Origin of the sequence: Actinokineospora terrae (assembly GCF_900111175.1) — a bacterium.
Lineage (GTDB): Bacteria > Actinomycetota > Actinomycetes > Mycobacteriales > Pseudonocardiaceae > Actinokineospora > Actinokineospora terrae.
In genome coordinates this window covers 269685-287349 of record NZ_FOGI01000010.1, presented here as the reverse complement: position 1 = coordinate 287349, position 17665 = coordinate 269685, and the positions used below count along the sequence as shown (strand labels likewise).

General features: G+C 71.5%; 16 protein-coding genes. 9 read left to right on the top strand and 7 right to left on the bottom strand.

Going from position 1 to position 17665, the window contains the following annotated elements; genetic code table 11:
- The first annotated feature begins 10 nt into the window (after nucleotides 1–10).
- Nucleotides 11–790, top strand: coding sequence for a coiled-coil domain-containing protein (locus BMY07_RS23895; protein ID WP_092782907.1), 780 nt, complete (start codon nucleotides 11–13; stop codon nucleotides 788–790).
- Between the two features lie 57 nt (nucleotides 791–847).
- A complete protein-coding gene (locus tag BMY07_RS23890) occupies nucleotides 848–1948 on the top strand; it encodes an amidase (protein WP_218150742.1) in 1101 nt (366 codons plus the stop codon).
- Nucleotides 1949–2134: 186 nt separating this feature from the next.
- Here the strand turns inward: BMY07_RS23890 and BMY07_RS23885 are convergent, their stop codons facing one another.
- The gene (locus BMY07_RS23885) at nucleotides 2135–3103 is read right to left on the bottom strand and encodes an LLM class oxidoreductase (protein WP_218150741.1); all 969 of its coding nucleotides are present in this window, start codon (nucleotides 3101–3103) and stop codon (nucleotides 2135–2137) included.
- 60 nt (nucleotides 3104–3163) lie between these two features.
- Here BMY07_RS23885 and BMY07_RS23880 point away from each other — a divergent pair, with 60 nt between their 5' ends.
- The 4 genes from BMY07_RS23880 to BMY07_RS23865 all read left to right on the top strand — a co-directional run bounded on the left by BMY07_RS23880 (nucleotide 3164) and on the right by BMY07_RS23865 (nucleotide 7443).
- Entirely contained in the window at nucleotides 3164–3742 is a 579-nt protein-coding gene (locus tag BMY07_RS23880) for a TetR/AcrR family transcriptional regulator (RefSeq protein ID WP_092782904.1), read from the top strand.
- Between the two features lie 113 nt (nucleotides 3743–3855).
- Nucleotides 3856–5334, top strand: coding sequence for an MFS transporter (locus BMY07_RS23875; protein WP_092782901.1), 1479 nt, complete (start codon nucleotides 3856–3858; stop codon nucleotides 5332–5334).
- Nucleotides 5335–5401: 67 nt separating this feature from the next.
- Nucleotides 5402–6898 (top strand): AMP-binding protein, encoded by a 1497-nt coding sequence (locus BMY07_RS23870; protein ID WP_092782898.1) that lies wholly within the window; start codon nucleotides 5402–5404, stop codon nucleotides 6896–6898.
- 53 nt (nucleotides 6899–6951) lie between these two features.
- Nucleotides 6952–7443 carry a nuclear transport factor 2 family protein gene (locus tag BMY07_RS23865; RefSeq protein ID WP_092782895.1) on the top strand — a complete coding sequence of 164 codons (492 nt, stop codon included), beginning with the start codon at nucleotides 6952–6954 and terminating at the stop codon, nucleotides 7441–7443.
- 257 nt (nucleotides 7444–7700) lie between these two features.
- Here BMY07_RS23865 and BMY07_RS23860 read toward each other — a convergent pair whose 3' ends face one another.
- The 3 genes from BMY07_RS23860 to BMY07_RS23850 are packed head-to-tail and all read right to left on the bottom strand — an operon-like array spanning nucleotide 7701 to nucleotide 10902.
- Complete coding sequence (locus tag BMY07_RS23860) at nucleotides 7701–8897, bottom strand: acyl-CoA dehydrogenase family protein (protein ID WP_092782892.1); 1197 nt, start codon at nucleotides 8895–8897, stop codon at nucleotides 7701–7703.
- A gap of 17 nt (nucleotides 8898–8914) precedes the next feature.
- A complete protein-coding gene (locus BMY07_RS23855; RefSeq protein ID WP_092782889.1) occupies nucleotides 8915–10402 on the bottom strand; it encodes an FAD-binding oxidoreductase in 1488 nt (495 codons plus the stop codon).
- Nucleotides 10399–10902 carry a flavin reductase family protein gene (locus tag BMY07_RS23850; protein ID WP_281245084.1) on the bottom strand — a complete coding sequence of 168 codons (504 nt, stop codon included), beginning with the start codon at nucleotides 10900–10902 and terminating at the stop codon, nucleotides 10399–10401. Before BMY07_RS23850 ends, BMY07_RS23855 begins: the two co-directional genes overlap by 4 nt.
- A gap of 227 nt (nucleotides 10903–11129) precedes the next feature.
- Here BMY07_RS23850 and BMY07_RS23845 point away from each other — a divergent pair, with 227 nt between their 5' ends.
- Complete coding sequence (locus BMY07_RS23845; RefSeq protein ID WP_092783059.1) at nucleotides 11130–11618, top strand: TIGR03618 family F420-dependent PPOX class oxidoreductase; 489 nt, start codon at nucleotides 11130–11132, stop codon at nucleotides 11616–11618.
- Here the strand turns inward: BMY07_RS23845 and BMY07_RS23840 are convergent.
- A complete protein-coding gene (locus tag BMY07_RS23840) occupies nucleotides 11581–12597 on the bottom strand; it encodes an AraC-like ligand-binding domain-containing protein (protein WP_177215736.1) in 1017 nt (338 codons plus the stop codon). The genes BMY07_RS23845 and BMY07_RS23840 overlap by 38 nt on opposite strands.
- A 343-nt stretch (nucleotides 12598–12940) precedes the next feature.
- Here BMY07_RS23840 and BMY07_RS23835 point away from each other — a divergent pair, with 343 nt between their 5' ends.
- Nucleotides 12941–14485 carry an FAD/NAD(P)-binding protein gene (locus BMY07_RS23835; RefSeq protein ID WP_092782880.1) on the top strand — a complete coding sequence of 515 codons (1545 nt, stop codon included), beginning with the start codon at nucleotides 12941–12943 and terminating at the stop codon, nucleotides 14483–14485.
- A 30-nt stretch (nucleotides 14486–14515) separates the two neighbouring features.
- Nucleotides 14516–15325, top strand: a complete 810-nt coding sequence (locus BMY07_RS23830) for a class II aldolase/adducin family protein (protein ID WP_092782877.1) — start codon at nucleotides 14516–14518, stop codon at nucleotides 15323–15325.
- A gap of 86 nt (nucleotides 15326–15411) precedes the next feature.
- Here the strand turns inward: BMY07_RS23830 and BMY07_RS35930 are convergent, their stop codons facing one another.
- Together BMY07_RS35930 and BMY07_RS23820 are read right to left on the bottom strand one after the other, a co-directional pair.
- A complete protein-coding gene (locus tag BMY07_RS35930; RefSeq protein WP_092782874.1) occupies nucleotides 15412–17271 on the bottom strand; it encodes a DUF6596 domain-containing protein in 1860 nt (619 codons plus the stop codon).
- A 4-nt stretch (nucleotides 17272–17275) separates the two neighbouring features.
- Nucleotides 17276–17593: a YciI family protein gene (locus BMY07_RS23820; RefSeq protein WP_092782871.1), complete on the bottom strand. Its 318-nt coding sequence runs from the start codon at nucleotides 17591–17593 to the stop codon at nucleotides 17276–17278.
- Nucleotides 17594–17665: the final 72 nt, after the last annotated feature.

Genomic DNA, 17665 nt, shown 5'->3' with positions numbered 1-17665 from the left:
AAGGCTCCCGATGTCCGAGATAGTGCCGCTGTCCACCGGCTTCGACCTCGCCTGGCGCGGATACCGCAAGCGGCAGGTACGCGACTACATCCGTTGCGCGGAGGAGGATCTGCGGTGCGTGAGCGAGGACCGTGACGCCGCGCTGCAGAAGGCGCAACGGGTCGCGGACGAGCTGGAGCGGCTGCGGCGCGAGAACCTGGTGCTGCGGCAGCGGATCGACCGGATCTGCCGAGCACCTGTGGACCTCACGGGGGCGGAGGACCGGGCGCGGCGGGTCCTCCAGCTGGCCCAGGCGGAGGCCGAGGAACTGCTGGCGCGAGCACGGGCGGTGGCCGCGAGGAGCTGGTCGACGGTCCGCGCGATGGAGACCTCCGCCCGCGACCGCCACGAACGCCTCAACCGGGTCGCGGAAGCCGAGCACACCGCGTTGACGGCCCGCACGCACACGCTGATCACCGCCCAGTCCGCGGCGGCCGAGCGCCGGAGGCAGGAGCTCGACGAGGAGGCCGAGAGCCTGCGCACCAGGGTGATGGCCGACTTCGACCTGGCCATGTCCGCGCGACGGGCCGAGCAGGCCACGGCGTTGGCCGAGGCCCGGGCCCGGGCCGAGGAGCAGGCCCAGCGGGTGGTCTCCAGCGCGGAGGCGCAGGTCCGCGCGCTGCACCGGCACCGCGACTCGGTGGCGGGCCGGTTGCGGGAGGTGCGGGAACTGCTGGTGGAGGCGGAGTCCGAGCTAGGCTTCAGCCGCCGGACGACCACCGTCCGCGCACTGCCCACCGCGGGAGCCTGACCCGCTCGGTCGCGTGTGGACAGTGAGTCGATCCACACGCGACGGAGGGCACCGGCGGTGATCGCCGACTACCTGACCACCTCGGGCACCGACATCGCCCGACTGGTCGCAGGCGGCCAGGTGTCGGCGGTCGAGGTGGCGCGGATGGCGTTGGGCCGCTGGCGGGAGGTGGACGGGCGGCTCAACGCGTTCCAGCGGGTGGCGGAGGACGAGGTCGTCGCGGCGGCGCGGGAAGTGGACCGGCGGCTGCGGGACGGCGAGGTGCTGCCGCTCGCCGGAGTGCCGATCGGGGTGAAGTTCGGCGAGCGCCGGGTGGGGAAAGCCCTGGCAGCAGCGGGATGCGTGGTGCTGGGAACCACGAGCGTGCCAGGCCCGGGCACGCCCTGGCGGACCTGGGGGCAGACCTCCCAAGGCCTGACTCGAAACCCGTGGCGGCCCGACCGAACACCGGGCGGCTCCTCGGCAGGCTCGGGCGTGGCGGTGGCGGCGGGGATCGTGCCGCTGGCCACGGGGGCGGACGGCGCGGGATCGATCCGAATCCCAGCGGCGTGGTGCGGGGTAACCGGCGTCAAGATCACCTCCGACACCACGGTGGCCCCAGGCATCCTCGGCGCGTGGTCGGCAGACATACACACCGCCCTCGAACTACTACTGCGCCGTCGCCTACCCCTACGCGACCCGATGACCCGCACGGACGTGGGCGGACTGAGGGCGGCGTGGTCGGCGACCTTGGGGTTCGCCGACACCGACCAAGAGCAGGCGGAGGTCGCGAGGGCGGCGGTGGAGCTGCCACTGGTGGAGGTGCCGGTCGAGTTGCTCGACCCGCGGGAGGCCTGGTTCGCGCACCGGGCGGGTGAGGCCGTCGACCTGGAGGAGAACCGGCGCCGGCTGGCCGAGGTGTTCGAGCGGGTGGACCTCATCCTCACCCCGACGACGCCGAGCGGGCCGCACGGGCACGCGGGACCCGGGGAGCGGATGAGCACGGCGCTCACCTGGCTGTTCAACCTCACCGGCCACCCGGCCGCCAGTGTGCCGGTCGGGTTCACCGCCGACGGGTGTCCGGTCGGGGTGCAGGTCGTCGCGCGCGGGCACCGGGAAGCGGACCTGCTCGGCGCACTTCGTTTCACTGGTTCACGAAATCCGCTCGCGCCCTGCTGAAACTCCTTCCCCTTTGTTTCGTGACGTGCGGAAATGGCGGGAAATGGCCCGGTCGTGCACAGTCGTTCGCATTCGCGGACAGTGACGGCCGCCACGTCCGCCGAATGCCGAACCGGGTCGGGGAACCCCGCTCCCCCGACCCGGCGGGGACCCTCAGCGCACCTTCAGTGGACCTTCAGTGGACCTTCAGTGGACCTTCGCCGTCTCCGGGAAAACGGTCGGGAAGTGCGGCAGGACGTTCTCCGCGATCTCCTGCAACACCTCCGGCGCGGGCCTGCGGCCGTACTTCAGGTTGATCGCGACGTGGTTGACGCCGATGTCGTGCAGTTGGCCGAGGTGCTCGACCAGCGCGCGCCAGCCGGAGCGGAAGCCCAGGTGGATGGGCTTGGGCACGCCGTTGGCGTCCTCCTCCAGGTCGATGTAGAGCGACTGGGCGAACGGCTTCCACTCCGGCGTCGCCTGCTGCCAGGCGGTGGTGATCATCCGCTGCTGGACGATCGGGCGCGGGTACATCAGCCAGCCGTCGCCGTGCTCGGCGATCCACTCGACGTCCTGGCGGCTGTTGCCGGTGACCAGCAGCGGGATCCGCCGCCCGACCGGCTTGGGCAGCAGGTCGGTGCCGCGCAGGGTGCCGTAGACGGAGTCGACGTCCGGGAAGTCCTCGCCCCACAGCCGCCGGATGGTGGTGACCGACTCGCGGAACAACTGGCCGCTGTGGTCGCGGTTGAGCCCGTAGGCCGGGAACTCCACGCCGCGGTCGCCGGTGGCCGCGCCGATGACCAGCCGCCCGCCGCTGAGCTGGTCGAGCGAGGCGGCGGCCTTGGCCACGTCGATCGGGTTGCGCAGCGGGAGCACGGTGGAGCCGGTGGCCAGCGCGATGCGGCTGGTCTTGGCGGCGATGTGGGTCAGCCAGACCCAGGTGTCGTAGAGCTGCCCGCCGTCGCCGAAGGACAGGTCGAGCAGCGGCACGTCGCGCGCCCAGAGCGCGGCGAACCCGCGCTGGTCGGCCAGTACCGACTGCTCCACCTGTTCGGCGACGTCGAGCCGGGGGACGGCACCGGAGTAGGACTCCAGCGGGTACATCAGCCCCAGCGTCAGCTCGCCCTGCCGGAACATCGCGTCCCACCCGGGTCGGTCGCTGAAGGTGTAGGTCATGAGCGCTCTCCTCGCCGAATACTTGACCTCAAGGTCTAAAACAGTCTACCGTTCCCGACCATGGGGAGACCCCGGAAATTCGACCCTGATCGGGCGGTGGCGCAGGCCGCCGAGACCTTTCGGGTCAACGGTTACGCCGAGACCTCCCCGCAGGACCTCGCCGACAGCATCGGGATCGGCAAGGGCAGCCTGTACAACACCTTCGGCAGCAAGCACGAGCTGTTCCTGCGCAGCCTGGAGCACTACGCGGGGGTGTCGCTGCACGAGCTCAGGGCCGTGCTCGACACCGAGGGGACCATCCGGGACCGGATCAGGGCGATGCTCACCGGGTTCGTCGACGCCGACCTGGCCGACCCGGACCGGTGCGGCTGCCTGGTGGTCAACAGCGCGGTGGAGATAGGTCCGCACGACGAGCACGCCGCGCGGCTGCTCGGCCGGTCGTTCGACTCGTCCCAGGCGGTGCTGCACACGGCGTTCATCGCCGCGCAGCAGGCGGGCGAGATCGCGGCCGAGAAGGACCCCAAGGCGCTGGCCTGCCTGATGCAGAGCACCATGATCGGGCTGCGCGTCCTGGCCAAGGCCAGGGTGGACCGCTCCCGGTTCGACGCCGCGATCGACGCCGCGATCATGGCGATCTGACGGTCATCCCCCGCGGTCACCGGGGCGGCTGACCGCGCGGGAGTTTTGTACCTCAAGTTCAAAAATTGTTTCCGTCCGAGACCCTGTAGTTCAACCTGGAGTGGGGAAAAGCCATGACCGCGTCACAGGAAGCGACGCCGCAGGAGACGCCGCCGCCGGTGGTGGACCCGAAGTCCGAGGTGACCGAGCCGAAGGCCACCGACGGCGAGAAGTGGAGTGGCAGGCTCTGGGCCACCCTGATCGTGCTGTGCAGCGCCATGTTCCTCGACGCGCTGGACAACGCCATGGTCGGCATCGCGGTGCCGCCCATCCAGCAGGAGCTGGGCATGTCCACCTCGTCGGTGCAGTGGGTGGTCAGCGCCTACGTGCTCGGCTTCGGCGGGTTCCTGCTGCTCGGCGGCCGGATGGCCGACCTGGTCGGCAGGCGCAAGGTGTTCCTGGTTGCCGTCGCCGTCTTCGGCATCGCGTCGCTGATCGGCGGCCTGGCCAACGACGGGTTCCTGGTCATCGCGGCCCGGTTCGTCATGGGTGTGGCCGCGGCGTTCACCGCGCCCGCGGGTCTGGCGATCATCCTGACCCAGTTCCCCGAGGGCGCCGCGCGCAACAAGGCCGTCGCCATCTACACCGCCTGCGGCGCGTTCGGCTTCTCCCTCGGCCTGGTCGCCGGTGGTCTGCTCACCGAGATCGGCTGGCGCTGGACCTTCCTGCTGCCGGTGCCGATCGCGCTGGCCATCCTCGTCGGCGCCTCCGTCCTGGTCCGCAAGGACGAGGCGGCCACCGGCAAGCGCCACTACGACATCCCGGGCGCCATCAGCGTGACCGGCGCGATGCTGCTGCTGGTCTTCACCATCGTGCGCGCCCCCGAGGTCGGCTGGGTCTCGGCGCAGACGCTGCTGCAGTTCGCGGGCGTCATCGTGCTGGTCGTGGCCTTCGCGCTGATCGAGCGCAACACCGCCAACCCGCTGATCCGCCTGGGCTTCCTGCGCAACGGCGGCCTGATCGGCGCGGCGCTGACCGCGGCGGCCATCCTGGGCACCTACATGAGCTTCCAGTTCATCGGCTCGCTGTACCTGCAGGACACCCGGGGCTGGTCGCCGCTGGAGATGGCGCTGGCGTTCCTGCCCTGCGGCATCCTGATCGCCATCATCGCCCCGCGCGCCGGTGGCCTGCTCGGCAAGTTCGGCCCGAAGTGGATGATGTTCGCGGGCTTCGTGGCCTACACCCTGGCCTACATCTCCTTCCTGCGCATCGACACCGACTCCAGCTACGTCGCGGTGCTGCTGCCCACCATGCTGCTCATCGGCGTGGCCTTCCCGCTGTCGTTCACCGGCTCGTACGTGCAGGCCACCAGCGGTGTGGCCGACTCGGAGCAGGGCCTGGCCGCGGGTGTGCTGCAGACCGGCTACCAGGTCGGCGCGGCGCTGCTGCTGGCCGTGGTCACCGCCACCATGGCGGCGGGCCAGGGCGGCGCGGGTGCCACGAACACCATTGACAGCTACCACAACGGCATGTACGTGATCACGGGTGTCTCGGCGCTGACGCTGCTGGCCACCCTGGTCTCGGCGCTGCGCAAGAAGCGCGTCGCCGCCTAGTACCCCACCGCAGTGCGGGGCGTGCCGACCGGCGCGCCCCGCACTGCTGCGGAGAAGGAGGGGTTCCATGTCGGAGCTGTCGGTCATCCACGGCGGGCCGTCCCCGCAACTGGACGCGCACGGCCTCGGCGAGGTGCTCACCAGGGCAGCGGCCCGCTCGATCGGGACCGCGATCCACTTCATCGCCGCGGACGGCACCGAGTCGCGGCTGTCCTACGCCGACCTGCTCGACGCCGCCTCGCGGGTGCTCGGCGGGCTGCGCCGGGCCGGGGTGCGCGTCGGCGAGCGGGTCGTGGTGCACCAGGCGGACAACCGCGACCTGGTCACCGCGTTCTGGGCCTGCGTGCTCGGCGGGTTCGTCGCCGTGCCCACGGGCGCGGCGCCGAGCGGGCTCGGGCCCGAGTACCGCTGGCTGGTCGCCGACGAGCCGCTGCCGCGCGGCCCCAGGTGGGTCGGCCCGGTGGCCAAGCTGGTCGACGGCCCGCCCGACGAGGACCGGGTGCAGACCGAGCTGGACGACGCCGTCCTGCTCACCAGCACCGCGGGCAGCTCGGGGGCGCCGAAGTCGGTGCCGCTGACCAACCGCAACGTGCTGAGCCGGTCGGCGGCCACCATCGAGGACAACGGCCTCGACGAGCACGAGGTCACCTTCAACTCCATGCCGCTCGACCACGTCGGCGGCCTGGTGATGTTCCACCTGCGCGACACCCAACTGGCCTGCACGCAGGTGCACGCGCACCGGCTGTGGATCACCGCCGACCCGGCGCGCTGGCTCGACATCGCCGACCGGTTCGGCGTCACCGTCGCCTGGGGCACCACCTCCGCGCTGGAGGCGATCGCCGAGCGCGCGGGCACCGGCACCTGGGACCTGACCGGCCTGCACTACGTGATGAACGGCGGCGAGCCGGTGCGCGCCGCCACGCTGCGCCGGTTCACCGCGGCCCTGGCGCCGTTCGGCCTCCCGTCGGACGCCGTGCGGCCGGGCTGGGGCATGTCCGAGACCTCGGCCGGGGTGATCGACCTGCGGGTCGACCCGGCCGCGGTGACCGACCCGGTCCCGGTCGGCAGGCCACACGCCGGGATCTCCGTCCGGGTCGTCGACGACAACGGCGTCGTCGTCGAGGCGGGCACCGAGGGCCGGATGCAGGTCCGCGGCGACTCGGTGACCCCCGGTTACACCGACACCGGGAGCACACCGTTCACCGTGGACGGTTGGCTCGACACCGGTGACATCGCGTTGGTGCGCGACGGACTGCTCACCATCACCGGCACCACCGCGGGCGCGTTGCGCGTCGGCGGGCGGTCGCACCACGCGAGCGCGATCGAGGCGACGGTGTCCGAGCTCCCCGGTGCCCGCAAGGGGTCCGTGGGCGCCGCGGTCGGCGCGGACGGCCTGGTGCTGTTCGTCGAGGGCGCGCCGGACGAGGGCGCCGTGCGCTCCGCGGTGCGGGCCGGGCACGGGGTCGACCCGAGCCGGGTCGTCTACCTGGCCGACGGGGAGTTCCCCAAGACCCGCACCGGCAAGCCGCGGCGGGCCGCCCTGCGCGGTCTCGCCGCGATCTGACCTCCACACCGGACAGTCAGTCAGCAACACACCCCCACCGAAGAAGGAGAACCGTGTACGTCACGACGGACACCGCGCTGGCCGCCGACACCGCGTCCGCGCTGCAGGAACTGGTCGACCGGCAGGAGATCGTCGACACCCTGCACCGCTTCGCGTTCGGCCGCGACCTGGGCGACCGGGCGCTGTTCGAGTCGGCGTTCACCACCGACGCCGAGTTCGACTTCCGGCCCGCGGCGACCAAGTGCGGGCTGGAGGTGCCGCTGTTCGAGGGCATCGAGATGATCGCGGGCATCGTGCTCGACCCGCGGCTGCACACCACGCACAGCGTCACCAACACCCGGGTCAGCGTGGACGGTGACACCGCGAGCCTGTCGGCGATCGTGGAGGCGCAGCACCTGCCCGCCGACGACCACAGCAGGCACGCGCTGCTCAAGAACCTCTACGCCGCGACCCTGGTGCGCGACGGGAAGCGCTGGCGCATCAAGCACGTGACGATCGACAACGTGTGGTACACCGGCGACCCCCAGGTGATCGTCGGGGCGTAACGCGACAACGGAGTGTTACGGGAGCTGGAGTGGACAGCGAAGCGTTCCGGAACCGATACAGGCAACGGAACCCAGCCACATGAACAGGTTCCCGACCACACCGCTGTGATAGCCCAGTAGCACCAACGAGGTCTGCCGTCCTCCCGCCGGGGACGGACAGCACAACGGCCCCGCGATGACCATCGCGGGGCCGTTGCGTTTCGCACTGGTGTCCACAAGGACGACGCCTTGGTGGAAGACGCCTACTGCGCGGTGTCTTATTGCACGATGCCGAGGCTGAACGGGTTGCTGGGGGTGCCGCCGAGCAGGTGCGCGCCGACCGACTGCAGGACCTGGTCCTGGGCGATGACGTGCTGGCGCATGGTCTGCGCGTCGCGCAGCCAGCGGTCGAGCGGGGACGGCTTGTAGATGGACGCGGTGGCGACCAGGTCGGCGAGCTTGATGACGATCGAGCGGGCGACCCGGAAGGCGTTGGTGCGGGCCAGCACGGTGGCGACCCGCTGGTCCGGGGTGAGCTCGATGCCCGCGTTGAGCAGCTCCCACTGGGTGCGCAGCGAGCCGTAGACCTGCTCGCGGACCGCGCCGAGCTCCATCTCCGCCTCGGCGATGGTGTACTGGATGCGGTAGATCTCCGACCACGGCACGCCGCTCATCCGGTCGGTGCGGGTGACCGCGAGCTCGCGGACGAAGTCGAGCACGGCGCGGGCCAGGCCGAGCGGGACGCCGGGCATGTTGCGCAGGATGGCGTCCGGGGTGGAGTTCGGGCCGGAGACCGTGGCGGTGGCGAAGCTGAACGAGTGCGCCTCGGGGACGAACAGGTCGACGGCCTCGTAGTCGCGGCTGCCGCTGCCCGCCAGGCCGGTGGTGTGCCAGGTGTCGTGCACGACGAACTGGTCGCGCTTGGCGATCAGGATGCGCCAGTGCATCGGCTGCCCGGTGGGGCTGGCCTCGGGCTCGCCGTCGGTGTGGACGAAGGCGCCCGCCACGACGTAGTCGGCGTGGGTGATGCCGCTGCCGAAGCCCCAGCGGCCGTTGAGCTTGAACCCGCCGGGGACGCGGTCGGCGCGGCCGATCGGCAGGATCAGGCCCGCGGTCACCGTGTCGTCGTCGGTGAACAGCTCGGCGGAGACCTCCTCGCCGAGGAAGCGGGCGTAGAGCGGGGTGTCCATGCCGATCATGGCGCACCAGGCGGCGGAGATGTCGCCGGTGGCGAGGGTCTCGATGAACTGGGTCTGCTCCATCGGGTTGAGCTCGGGGCCGCCCTTGTCCTTGGGCAGCGCCACCCGGAAGGCGCCGGTCGAGCGCAGCAGCTCCACCACGTCGGCGGGCAGACAGCGCTCGCGCTCGATGTCCACCGACCGCTCGCGCAGCAGGGGCACCGCGGCCCTGGCCCTGGCCAGGACGTCCTGCGCGGTCAGCGGCGCGGTGGTCTCAACGGTGTCGACAATGGTCATTGCGTGCCCTTCCTGGCCTAGAGGTAGCGACCGGGCGCGATGACCCCGGTCGGGTCGAGGGAATCCTTGAGCCGCCTGGCGAACGCCCTGGCGCTCGGTCGGCCCCCGACCCGGTCGATCCACTCGTGGTGGTCGACGTCGAGCCGGTAGGGCAGGAAGCCCTGCTCGGCGAACAGTTCGTACAACCGGTCCAGTGCCCGGTGCGCCGCTTGCGCGTCGGCCCGGTCGAACTTCATGGCGACCACGAGGTCGACCAGGTCGTCGCCGAGCACGTTGCCGGTGCCGCCCGCGAGGATCCCGGTCTCGGTGTGCACCTGGCCGAGCAGCCGCTCGGCGGTGACCACGGCCTCGGCGGTGAAGGGCAGCAGCGGCAGGAAGAACAGGAAGCCCAGGTCGGTGTCGAGCTGGTCGGCCCGCATGCCCATCTTCTGCTCGAACACCCGGTCGGAGACGTCCGGGTCGCCGAGGTAGGAGCGCTCCACGAGGCTGGTGACCTCGTGGTGCGGCGCGCCGGGGTCGGTGGCGTCGGTGGTGGACACCTCGGTGAACACACCGGACTTGACCGCCTCGTCGGCGATGATGGCGCTCAGCGCGGCGACCGAGGCCTCGGTGCCGTCGACCGGGACGTGCGCGAGGAACTGGCCGGGAGCGCTGCCGTACCCGCGCGCGGCGGTGGGGTTGTAGAACTTGGGCACGCCCGAGGCCAGTCCCTGGGAGACCCAGCGGCGCAGCAGCGCGGTGGCGGGGCCGAGGTTCTCGGGGGTGTAGTTGAGGCGGACCACCCGCAGCGCCTCGGGCCGCGGCAGCAGCCGGACGGTCGCGCCGGTGACGATGCCCAGGTTGGACTGGACGAACAGCTGCACCAGCGACGGGCCGAGCGTGTGCGGGTACACCGGGGTCTTGCGCTCGGCCTCCGGCCACCACCCGACGTGCACCAGTTCGCCGTCGGGCAGCACGACCTCCAGGCCGACCAGGTCCTCGACCCGCTGGTGGCGCAGGCCGACACCGCGGTCGAGCGCGTTGCCCAGGACGCTGGAGTGCGCGGTGGAGACGGTCACGTTGACCATCCGGTCGGTGTCGGCGAGCAGCCCGGCCAGGTGGCCCTGGGTGACACCGGGCTCGACGACCGCCCAGCCCGCGGCGACATCGATGTCGCGGATCGCCGAGAGCCCGGACAGGTCGAGCGCGACCACGTTGTCCGTCGCGGACTCCCGCGACCCCAGACCCCAGTTGCGCCCGGTGCTGTAGGCGTGCAGCGACACCCCGCCCGCGGCCGCGGCGAACGCCTGGACGACGCGCTGGGCCTCGTCGGCGGTGCTCGGCTTGATGGTGGCGACGGTGTCGCGCCTGCGGAACAGCCCGGTGTTGTCGCCCGGCCCGCCCCCGCTCACCCGGTCGGCGCCGACGATGCCCTCGGCCGCGGCCAGTGCGGCCGCAACACCGGCCGCCCGCGACTCGGCGCTTCCCGCCTCAGGTGCGGCGCTTGCCGTTTCCGATCTGGTCATCGGGTGCGAACCTCCCTGTCGTGCCGGTTGGCGCCGCCTGCGCCAACGGCGTGGTACTCGCCGTGCAGGAAAACCAGGGGTGGGCGCCGGTCCTGGCTGCCGGTGGCCAGCACGTCGCCGATGAGCAGCGTGTGGTCGCCGACCTCGACGACCTGCCGCAGGCCGCACTCCAGCCAGCTCGGCCCGTCGAGCACCAGCGCGCCCGTGTGCTCGCCGGGCACCGCCGACACCGTGGCCAGCGCCGCCCTGCGGTGCTCGCGCTTGGTGGCGAACGCCCTGGCGACGTCGGACGCCCCGATGTCCAAAATGGACACCGCCCAGCTGCCGCTGACCAGCAGGTCGGCCAGGAACACCGAGTCGCGGCGCAGGCAGACCGACACCAGCGGCGGGTCCAGCGACAGCGAGGTGAGCGAGTTGACGGTCACCGCGTCGTGCTCCGGACCGTCCGGACCGTCGACCTTGGTGCTCATCACGCACACACCGGTTGCGAAGTTCCGCATGGCTACGCGCAAGTCAACGCCCACCGCAGGCTCCTACTCGGAAGTCTTGTGCTCGGTCGATGCCGTACCGGGGGGCCGCGTGCGCGCCGTGGGCGGCGGGCGATCCCCATCACCTGCGCTGCCCCATCCCGTCGCCACCGATAGTATCCGCGCGGGGTGCGCCTGCCGTGGTGCTTGCGCGCACGCTCTCTGCTCATTTCACGCACAGGACGAGGGGTGTGGTCCGCATGGCGGGCAAGGGGTTCGACACGGAGTCAGGGCTGGCCAGGGTGGTCGCGCTGGCGTCCACACAGGACTGGTTGGCGGTGTTGGTGACGCAGCGCGCCGACGGGGAGCCCGCGACCTCGGTGGTGAACGTGGGGCTGGTCGAGCACCCGGTCACCGGTGAGCGCGTGCTGGCACTGGTCTCGCGCGGCGGTACCACCAAATTGCGCAACCTGCGGCGAACCCCGAGGGCGACGCTGGTGTTCCGCGCCGGGTGGGACTGGATCGCGGTCGCGGGCGGGGTGGAGATCGCCGGACCCGACGACGCGCACGAGGGCGTGTCCGCCGAACGGCTGCCGTCGTTGCTGCGGGAGATCTACACCGCGGCGGGCGGGCAGCACGACGACTTCGAGGTCTACGACCGGGAGATGGCCGCCGACCGCAGGGCCGCGGTGTTCGTGCGACCCGAGCGGTTCAGCGCCAACCCGGTGCCACACGACCGAGAGGACTGAGCGGGCTGAGCCCGGCGGTCTCGCCGCGCGTCCTGCGGTACTCGCGCGGCGAGACCCCGTACTTCATCCGGAACAGCCTGCTGACCTGCGAGGCGTCCACCAGACCCCAGCGCTCGGCGATGGCCGAGACGGTCAGGTGGTCGTAGCGCGGGTTGACCAGGTCGGTGCGCAGCCGCTCCAGCCGCTGGTCGCGGATCCAGCGGGCCGGGCTCGACCCCTGCTCGGCGAAGAGGACCTGCAGGTAGCGCAGGGAGATGTTGTGGCGGCGGGCCAGCATCGCCGGGCTCAGCGCACTGTCGCCCATGTGCTCCTGCGCGTATCCGCAAATCCGCAGCACCAGCAGCTGCCTGGCGGCGGCCGGGTCGACCACCGCCGAGCACAGCCGCTCGGCGAACAGCGTGGTGATCATCCCGCTGACGGTGGTGCCCAGCGGCTCGCGGGCGGCGTCGTCGAGCTCGGCCAGGTGGTAGCCCAGCGCGGCGAAGGTGTGGCTGGCCAGCGCGCCGACCCCGGTCTTGCCGTTCCACGGCGCCGCGGTGATGGAGCTGGTCTTCTGCGGGGTCATCCCCAGTGAGCGGTGCGGGGCGCGCACCCCGACCATGGTGAACGGCTGCGGCATGGCCAGCGTGTAGGGCCTGCTGCTGTCGAAGGCGACCAGGTCGCCGGTGCGCACGGTGATGTCGGTGCCGTCCTGGCAGAGCCGGGCGGTGCCGTTGAGCAGGGTCACCACGTAGACGTGGCCGCCCTCGTTGCTGGCGACCCGGTCGTGGCGCACCACCGCGTGCGGGTCCGCGGTGATCCGCGACACCCGCATGGCGCCGAACACCCTGGTGGCGATGGTGCCCGCGCCGAAGCGGTCCCGGTCGCCGATCACCTGCAGCGTGCCGCAGACCCGGCGGACCTCGTCGCCCCACAGGTCGAACGCGCGCGCCGGTTCGATAACCGGCGACGCGGCAACCGCGACGGACGCATTGGTCACTGGCCGACCCCCGGGATCTTCTGTTGGACCATGGCCGGGCAAACTCCGCCCGCGAGCGTACCGGAGCCGACTAACCCGGTGACTGGTTTTTGGGAATCACCCAAAACCGTACAGCCAGATGCATCACAATACGATCACTGTAGGTATACAGGGGGTAACTCGTCGTCTACAGGGGTACCGCTGCGCTTATTCGCAACTGACTGCGCGCGAGATCGCTAACCCGACCCCAACCCCGGCGGTAATGTGAGGCCGAACAGTGCGACAACGATGCTCTTTTTGCGCGCACTGATTACGCCGGGCTGGCGTTTGACACCACCGGGGGTTCGGATAACAAAGGGGGGACATGTCGTCCTTATCCAGAATTGGCGTGGTCGGCGGCGGTGCGTCCGCGGTGTGCCTGCTCGACGCGCTCGCGGCGCGGACCGACCTGGCACCGGGCGCGATCACCGTGTTCGAGCCGTCGAAGCACCTGTGGCGGGGCAGGCCGTACCAGCCTGACCTCGATGTCGTCCGGGTCAACGCGACCCCGCAGGACATGTCGGTGCGGGCGGGTGATGATCACCACATGGCGGAGTGGCTGGCGGGCCGGAACCTGTTCGAGGGTTCACGTTCGGCCTATGCCGACCCCCTGTCGGGGGCCCAGTTCGTCCCCCGCGCGGTCTACGGGGATTACCTCGAACAGTCGGCCCGCGCTGCGCTTTTGGCACTAGTGCGGCGCGGCTGGCGGGTGGAATTGGTACGCAACCGGGTGGAGCGGGCGCAGTCCACTCCGGACGGGCTCAGCATGTGGACGGACAAGGGAGTCCGGCACGATGTGGACTATGCTGTGTTCAGCGTGGGAGCGGGCCGACCGGCCGACCTGTACGCGCTTTCCGGACATCCTGGATTCATCGGGGAACCGTATCCCGTTCGGGACTCGTTGAGTGGTATCGCTCCCGACGCCGACATCGCCCTGATCGGCGCTGGGCTCACCGCGGTGGACGTGGTATTGGCGCTGGCCGCGCGCGGGCACCAGGGCCGGATCCGGTTGTTCTCCCGGCGCAACGTGCTGCCCGGGGTCCGCCAGCGGCCGGTGCACCACGTGCTGCGCCACTTCACCCCGGCGCGGTTCCGGGCGCTGGCCGCCCAGGGCGAGCGGCTCACCCTGACCGACCTGGTCGCGGTGATGGCCGCGGAACTGGCGGAGGCGGGCGAGGACATCGCGACCGTGCGCCGCGAGATCGACGCGGTGCGCTCCGAGGACGCGGTCGACCGGCTGCGCAGGCAGTTGGCCGAGGTGGACTCGCCGAGCATCGCGATGCGGATCGTGCAGCAGGCGGTGCCCGAGGCGGGGCCGGACATCTGGCCGCTGCTGACCGAGCAGGACAAGAACCTCGTCCTGGCGGAGAACGACCGCGCGCTGATGAGCCTGTGCTGCCCGATGCCGCCGGGCAACGCCGCGGTGCTGCTGCGGCTGATCGACGCGGGCCAGGTGGAGCTGGTCAGCGGGCTGGTGGGGATCGAGCCGACCGGACACGGCTTCCGACTCGCCACCGCCCGCGGTGAGCACACCACCGAGCACCGGGCCGATGTCGTGGTCAACGCGGTGAACGCGCGGCTGCGCAAGCTCTCGGAGAAGGCCACCCCGCTGTTCAGCTCGCTGGTGGCCGGTGGCGCGGCCGAGCCGCACCCGCGCGGCGGCCTGCACGTGGAGCGGGCGACCAGCCGGTTGACCGTCGACGGCGTGCCCAACCCGCGGCTCTACGGCCTCGGCGACCCGACCCTGGGCAGCCTGTTCTTCACCTTCGGCGTGCAGTCGCTGGTGGACCGCGCGGTGGACATCGCCGCCGCGATCAGCGAGCACAGCAGCGCGACCGCGGTCCGCGCCGACGAGCTGCTGCCCGCCTGACACCCCCTTGAGCCTGGAGGAGTTTCTCTGATGTCCACTGTGGAGCAAGTGAAGCCCGGCTACCTCGCCGACACCCACACCGGCCTGCCGATGCCCTCGGCCGCCACCTTCGACGACCCAGCCGCTGAACGCAAGCACCGCAAGCAGCGGTTAACGGCCGCGCTGCGGCTGTTCGGCAAGTACGGCTTCGGCGAGGGCATCTCGGGGCACATCTCGGTGCGCGACCCCGAGCAGCCGAACCTGTTCTGGGTCAACCCGTTCGGCGTGTCGTTCAAGCTGGTCAAGGTCAGCGACCTGATCCTGGTCGACAGCGACGGCACCGTGGTCGAGGGCAAGCACCCGGTCAACCCGAGCGCGTTCGTCATCCACTCGGCGATCCACGACCTCGGTCCGCACGCGGAGGCCGCGGCGCACGCGCACACCGCGCACTCCAGGGCGCTGGGCGCGCTGGGCAGGCTGCTGGAGCCCTACGACCAGGAGTCGGCGGCGTTCTACCAGGACCAGGTCCTCTACGACGACTACCGCGGCCCGTCGGTCGCCGTCGAGCAGGGCCGCGACATCGCCGAGAAGCTGGGCGACAAGCGGGCGATCCTGCTGCGCCACCACGGTCTGATCACCGTGGGCGGGTCGCTGGAGGAGGCCGTGCACTGGTTCTTCACCTTCGACAGCTGCGCCGAGGTCCAGCTGCTGGCCCTGGCCGCCGGTGACCCCAAGCCGATGGCGCACGAGCAGGCCGTCGCCGCCAAGGACGGCTTCGGCGACCGGCAGCTGGGCTGGTTCAGCTTCCAGCTGCTCTGGGACGAGATCGTCGCCGAGCAGCCCGACTTCCTCGACGAGTAGCCACCACCGCCGACGCCGCCCGCCTGCGGTGTCGCGCCGGTAGGGGTGTGGTTCATCCCCATTTCCCGCACCCCTACCGGTGGTGGCTAGTGGCGCAGCGCGCCCAGGGTGAGACCGGTGGCGCGCTTGAACAGGTACTCGGCCCGCTCGTAGGACAACCGGCCTCGACCGGTGACGGGACAGAGGTCTCCTTCTCGCGGCGGGCGCCCGGGGCCGGGGCGGCGGTCGGCGAGGAACAGCGGGCCCGCGGTTCGGCCCGCCAGGACTTGCGGTAGGAGGTGGGCCGCGTTCTCGCGCCACCGCAAGGAGATCGGGCCGGTGGCGCGGCGGCCGGGCAGGTCAAGGTGCTCGACGTCGAGGTCCAGGACCGCTCGGACCGGAGCGCCGGACTCGTGCAGGAGTGTCCACAGTAGGCGTTCACGCACCGGGGCGTCGGGCAGCTGCCACACGCGATCGAGTTCGACCGCCTGCGCGCGGTTCCTGACTTCCTTGCGTCTCTCCACAGTGGAAGTCAGGTCTGGAATACCCGACCAGGAACAGAAGGAGCGTACCGCGGCCCGATGTCGGTTCCAGGTCTTCGGGGACGCGGTGGACCATGCCGCGGTGAACATGGTGGCGATGTCCTGGGGTGTCAGGGCCGCGATCGGGGTTCGGTCGCCGACTGCCTTGCGGAGTCTCGCCAGGGTTTGGGCGTAAGAGCGCAGGGTTGAGCGGTCGAGGTCGGTTCTCGCGAGGAACTCGTCGGCGACGTCGACCAACACGCGGCCGACAGGGGCGGCGGCTTCGGTTGAGCGGCGGCGCAAGAACGCCCGCTCGGCGGCGTTGTCGGTGAGGGTGGCGGCGCGTTCGAACTCGCGGGCGGCTTCCGGGTGGCGGCCCAGGCGCAGCAGCAGGTCGCCGCGGGTGCCGGGGTGCAGGTGGTAGTCGCGCAGGTCGTCGGTGAGGGAGTCGACCAGGGCCAGGCCCGCCTCGGGGCCGTGGGCCATGCCAACGGCGACGGCGCGGTTGAGGCGGACCACCGGCGTCGGTACCAAGTGGACCAACGCGTCGTACAGCGACACGATCCGCGCCCAGTCGGTCTCCTCGGCCGATCGCGCACCCGCGTGACAGGCGGCGATCGCGGCTTGCAGCACATAGGGTCCGGGCGGCCCGCTCCCCCGCGCCCGCAGCAGAGCCGTGAACCCGCGCCGGATCAGCAGCTGGTCCCACCGGCCGCGGTTCTGCTCGTGCAGCCGGACCGGTTCGCCGCCGGGCCCGGTCCGCGCCGCCGACCGGGACGCCTGGAGTTCCATCAGCGCCACCAGGCCGTGCACCTCGGGGTCGTCCGGGACCAGTTCGGCGAGCACCCGGCCCAGCCGCAGCGCTTCCAGGCACAGGCCGGGCCGCAGCAGGTCGTCGCCCGAGGTCGCCGAGTAGCCCTCGTTGAACACGAGGTAGATGACCTCCCGCACCGACCCGAGCTGCCCGGCCGCGCGCGGCGGCCGCGACGCGAGGGTCCGCTTCGCCAGGGCCACCCGGTCCGCGATCGTCCGCGCGTCGACCAGGAAGGCCCTGGCGATCTCCTCGGTCGTCAACCCGCACACGAGCTTGAGCGTCAACGCGACCCGCTGCACGGTGGGCAGCACGGGGTGGCAGGCGAGGAACACCAGCCGCAGCACGTCGTCGCCGCTGTCGGGTTCCTGCGCCTGCTCGTCCTCCCCCGCCGCCACGGTCCGCTTGGCCCGCCGGAGGTGGTCGACCGCCCGGCGCTTGGCCACCGTGGTCAGCCACGCCCCCGGGTTGTCCGGCACCCCATCGCGCGGCCACTGCTCCAGGGCCGCGACCAGCGCGTCCTGCGCCAACTCCGCCGCGAGCCCGACGTCGCCGACCATCCTGGTCAGCGCACCGACCACCCGCGCCGCCTCCAGCTTCCAGGCGGCGTCGAGGGTGCGGTGGACGTCGACCACGGGACTAGAAGACCTGCTGGATGACGCTCTCGCCGTCGCCGACGATGCGCCGGAACCGCTTGGTCAGCTCAAGGGCCTCCTCGGCGGAGCGCACCTCGACCAGGGCGAACCCGGCCACCGCCTCCTTGGCCTCGGCGAACGGGCCGTCGGTCACGGTGATCTCGTCGCCGACCGAGGACACCCGGATCCCGGCGGGCGCCAGTCCCCCGGTCGCCAGCAGCACACCGGCCGCGGTCAGCTCCTCCACGAACTTGCCCATCTCCTGGTAGAGGCGCTCGTCGGGGGCCTGGCCGCCTGCCTTGCTCGTCATCAGGTACCGCATGTCGGGTCTCCAGTCCTCGGGTGGCTCCTTGCTTACACCTGTCCGTCGCCGGAGTCCATGTGACAGGGAACG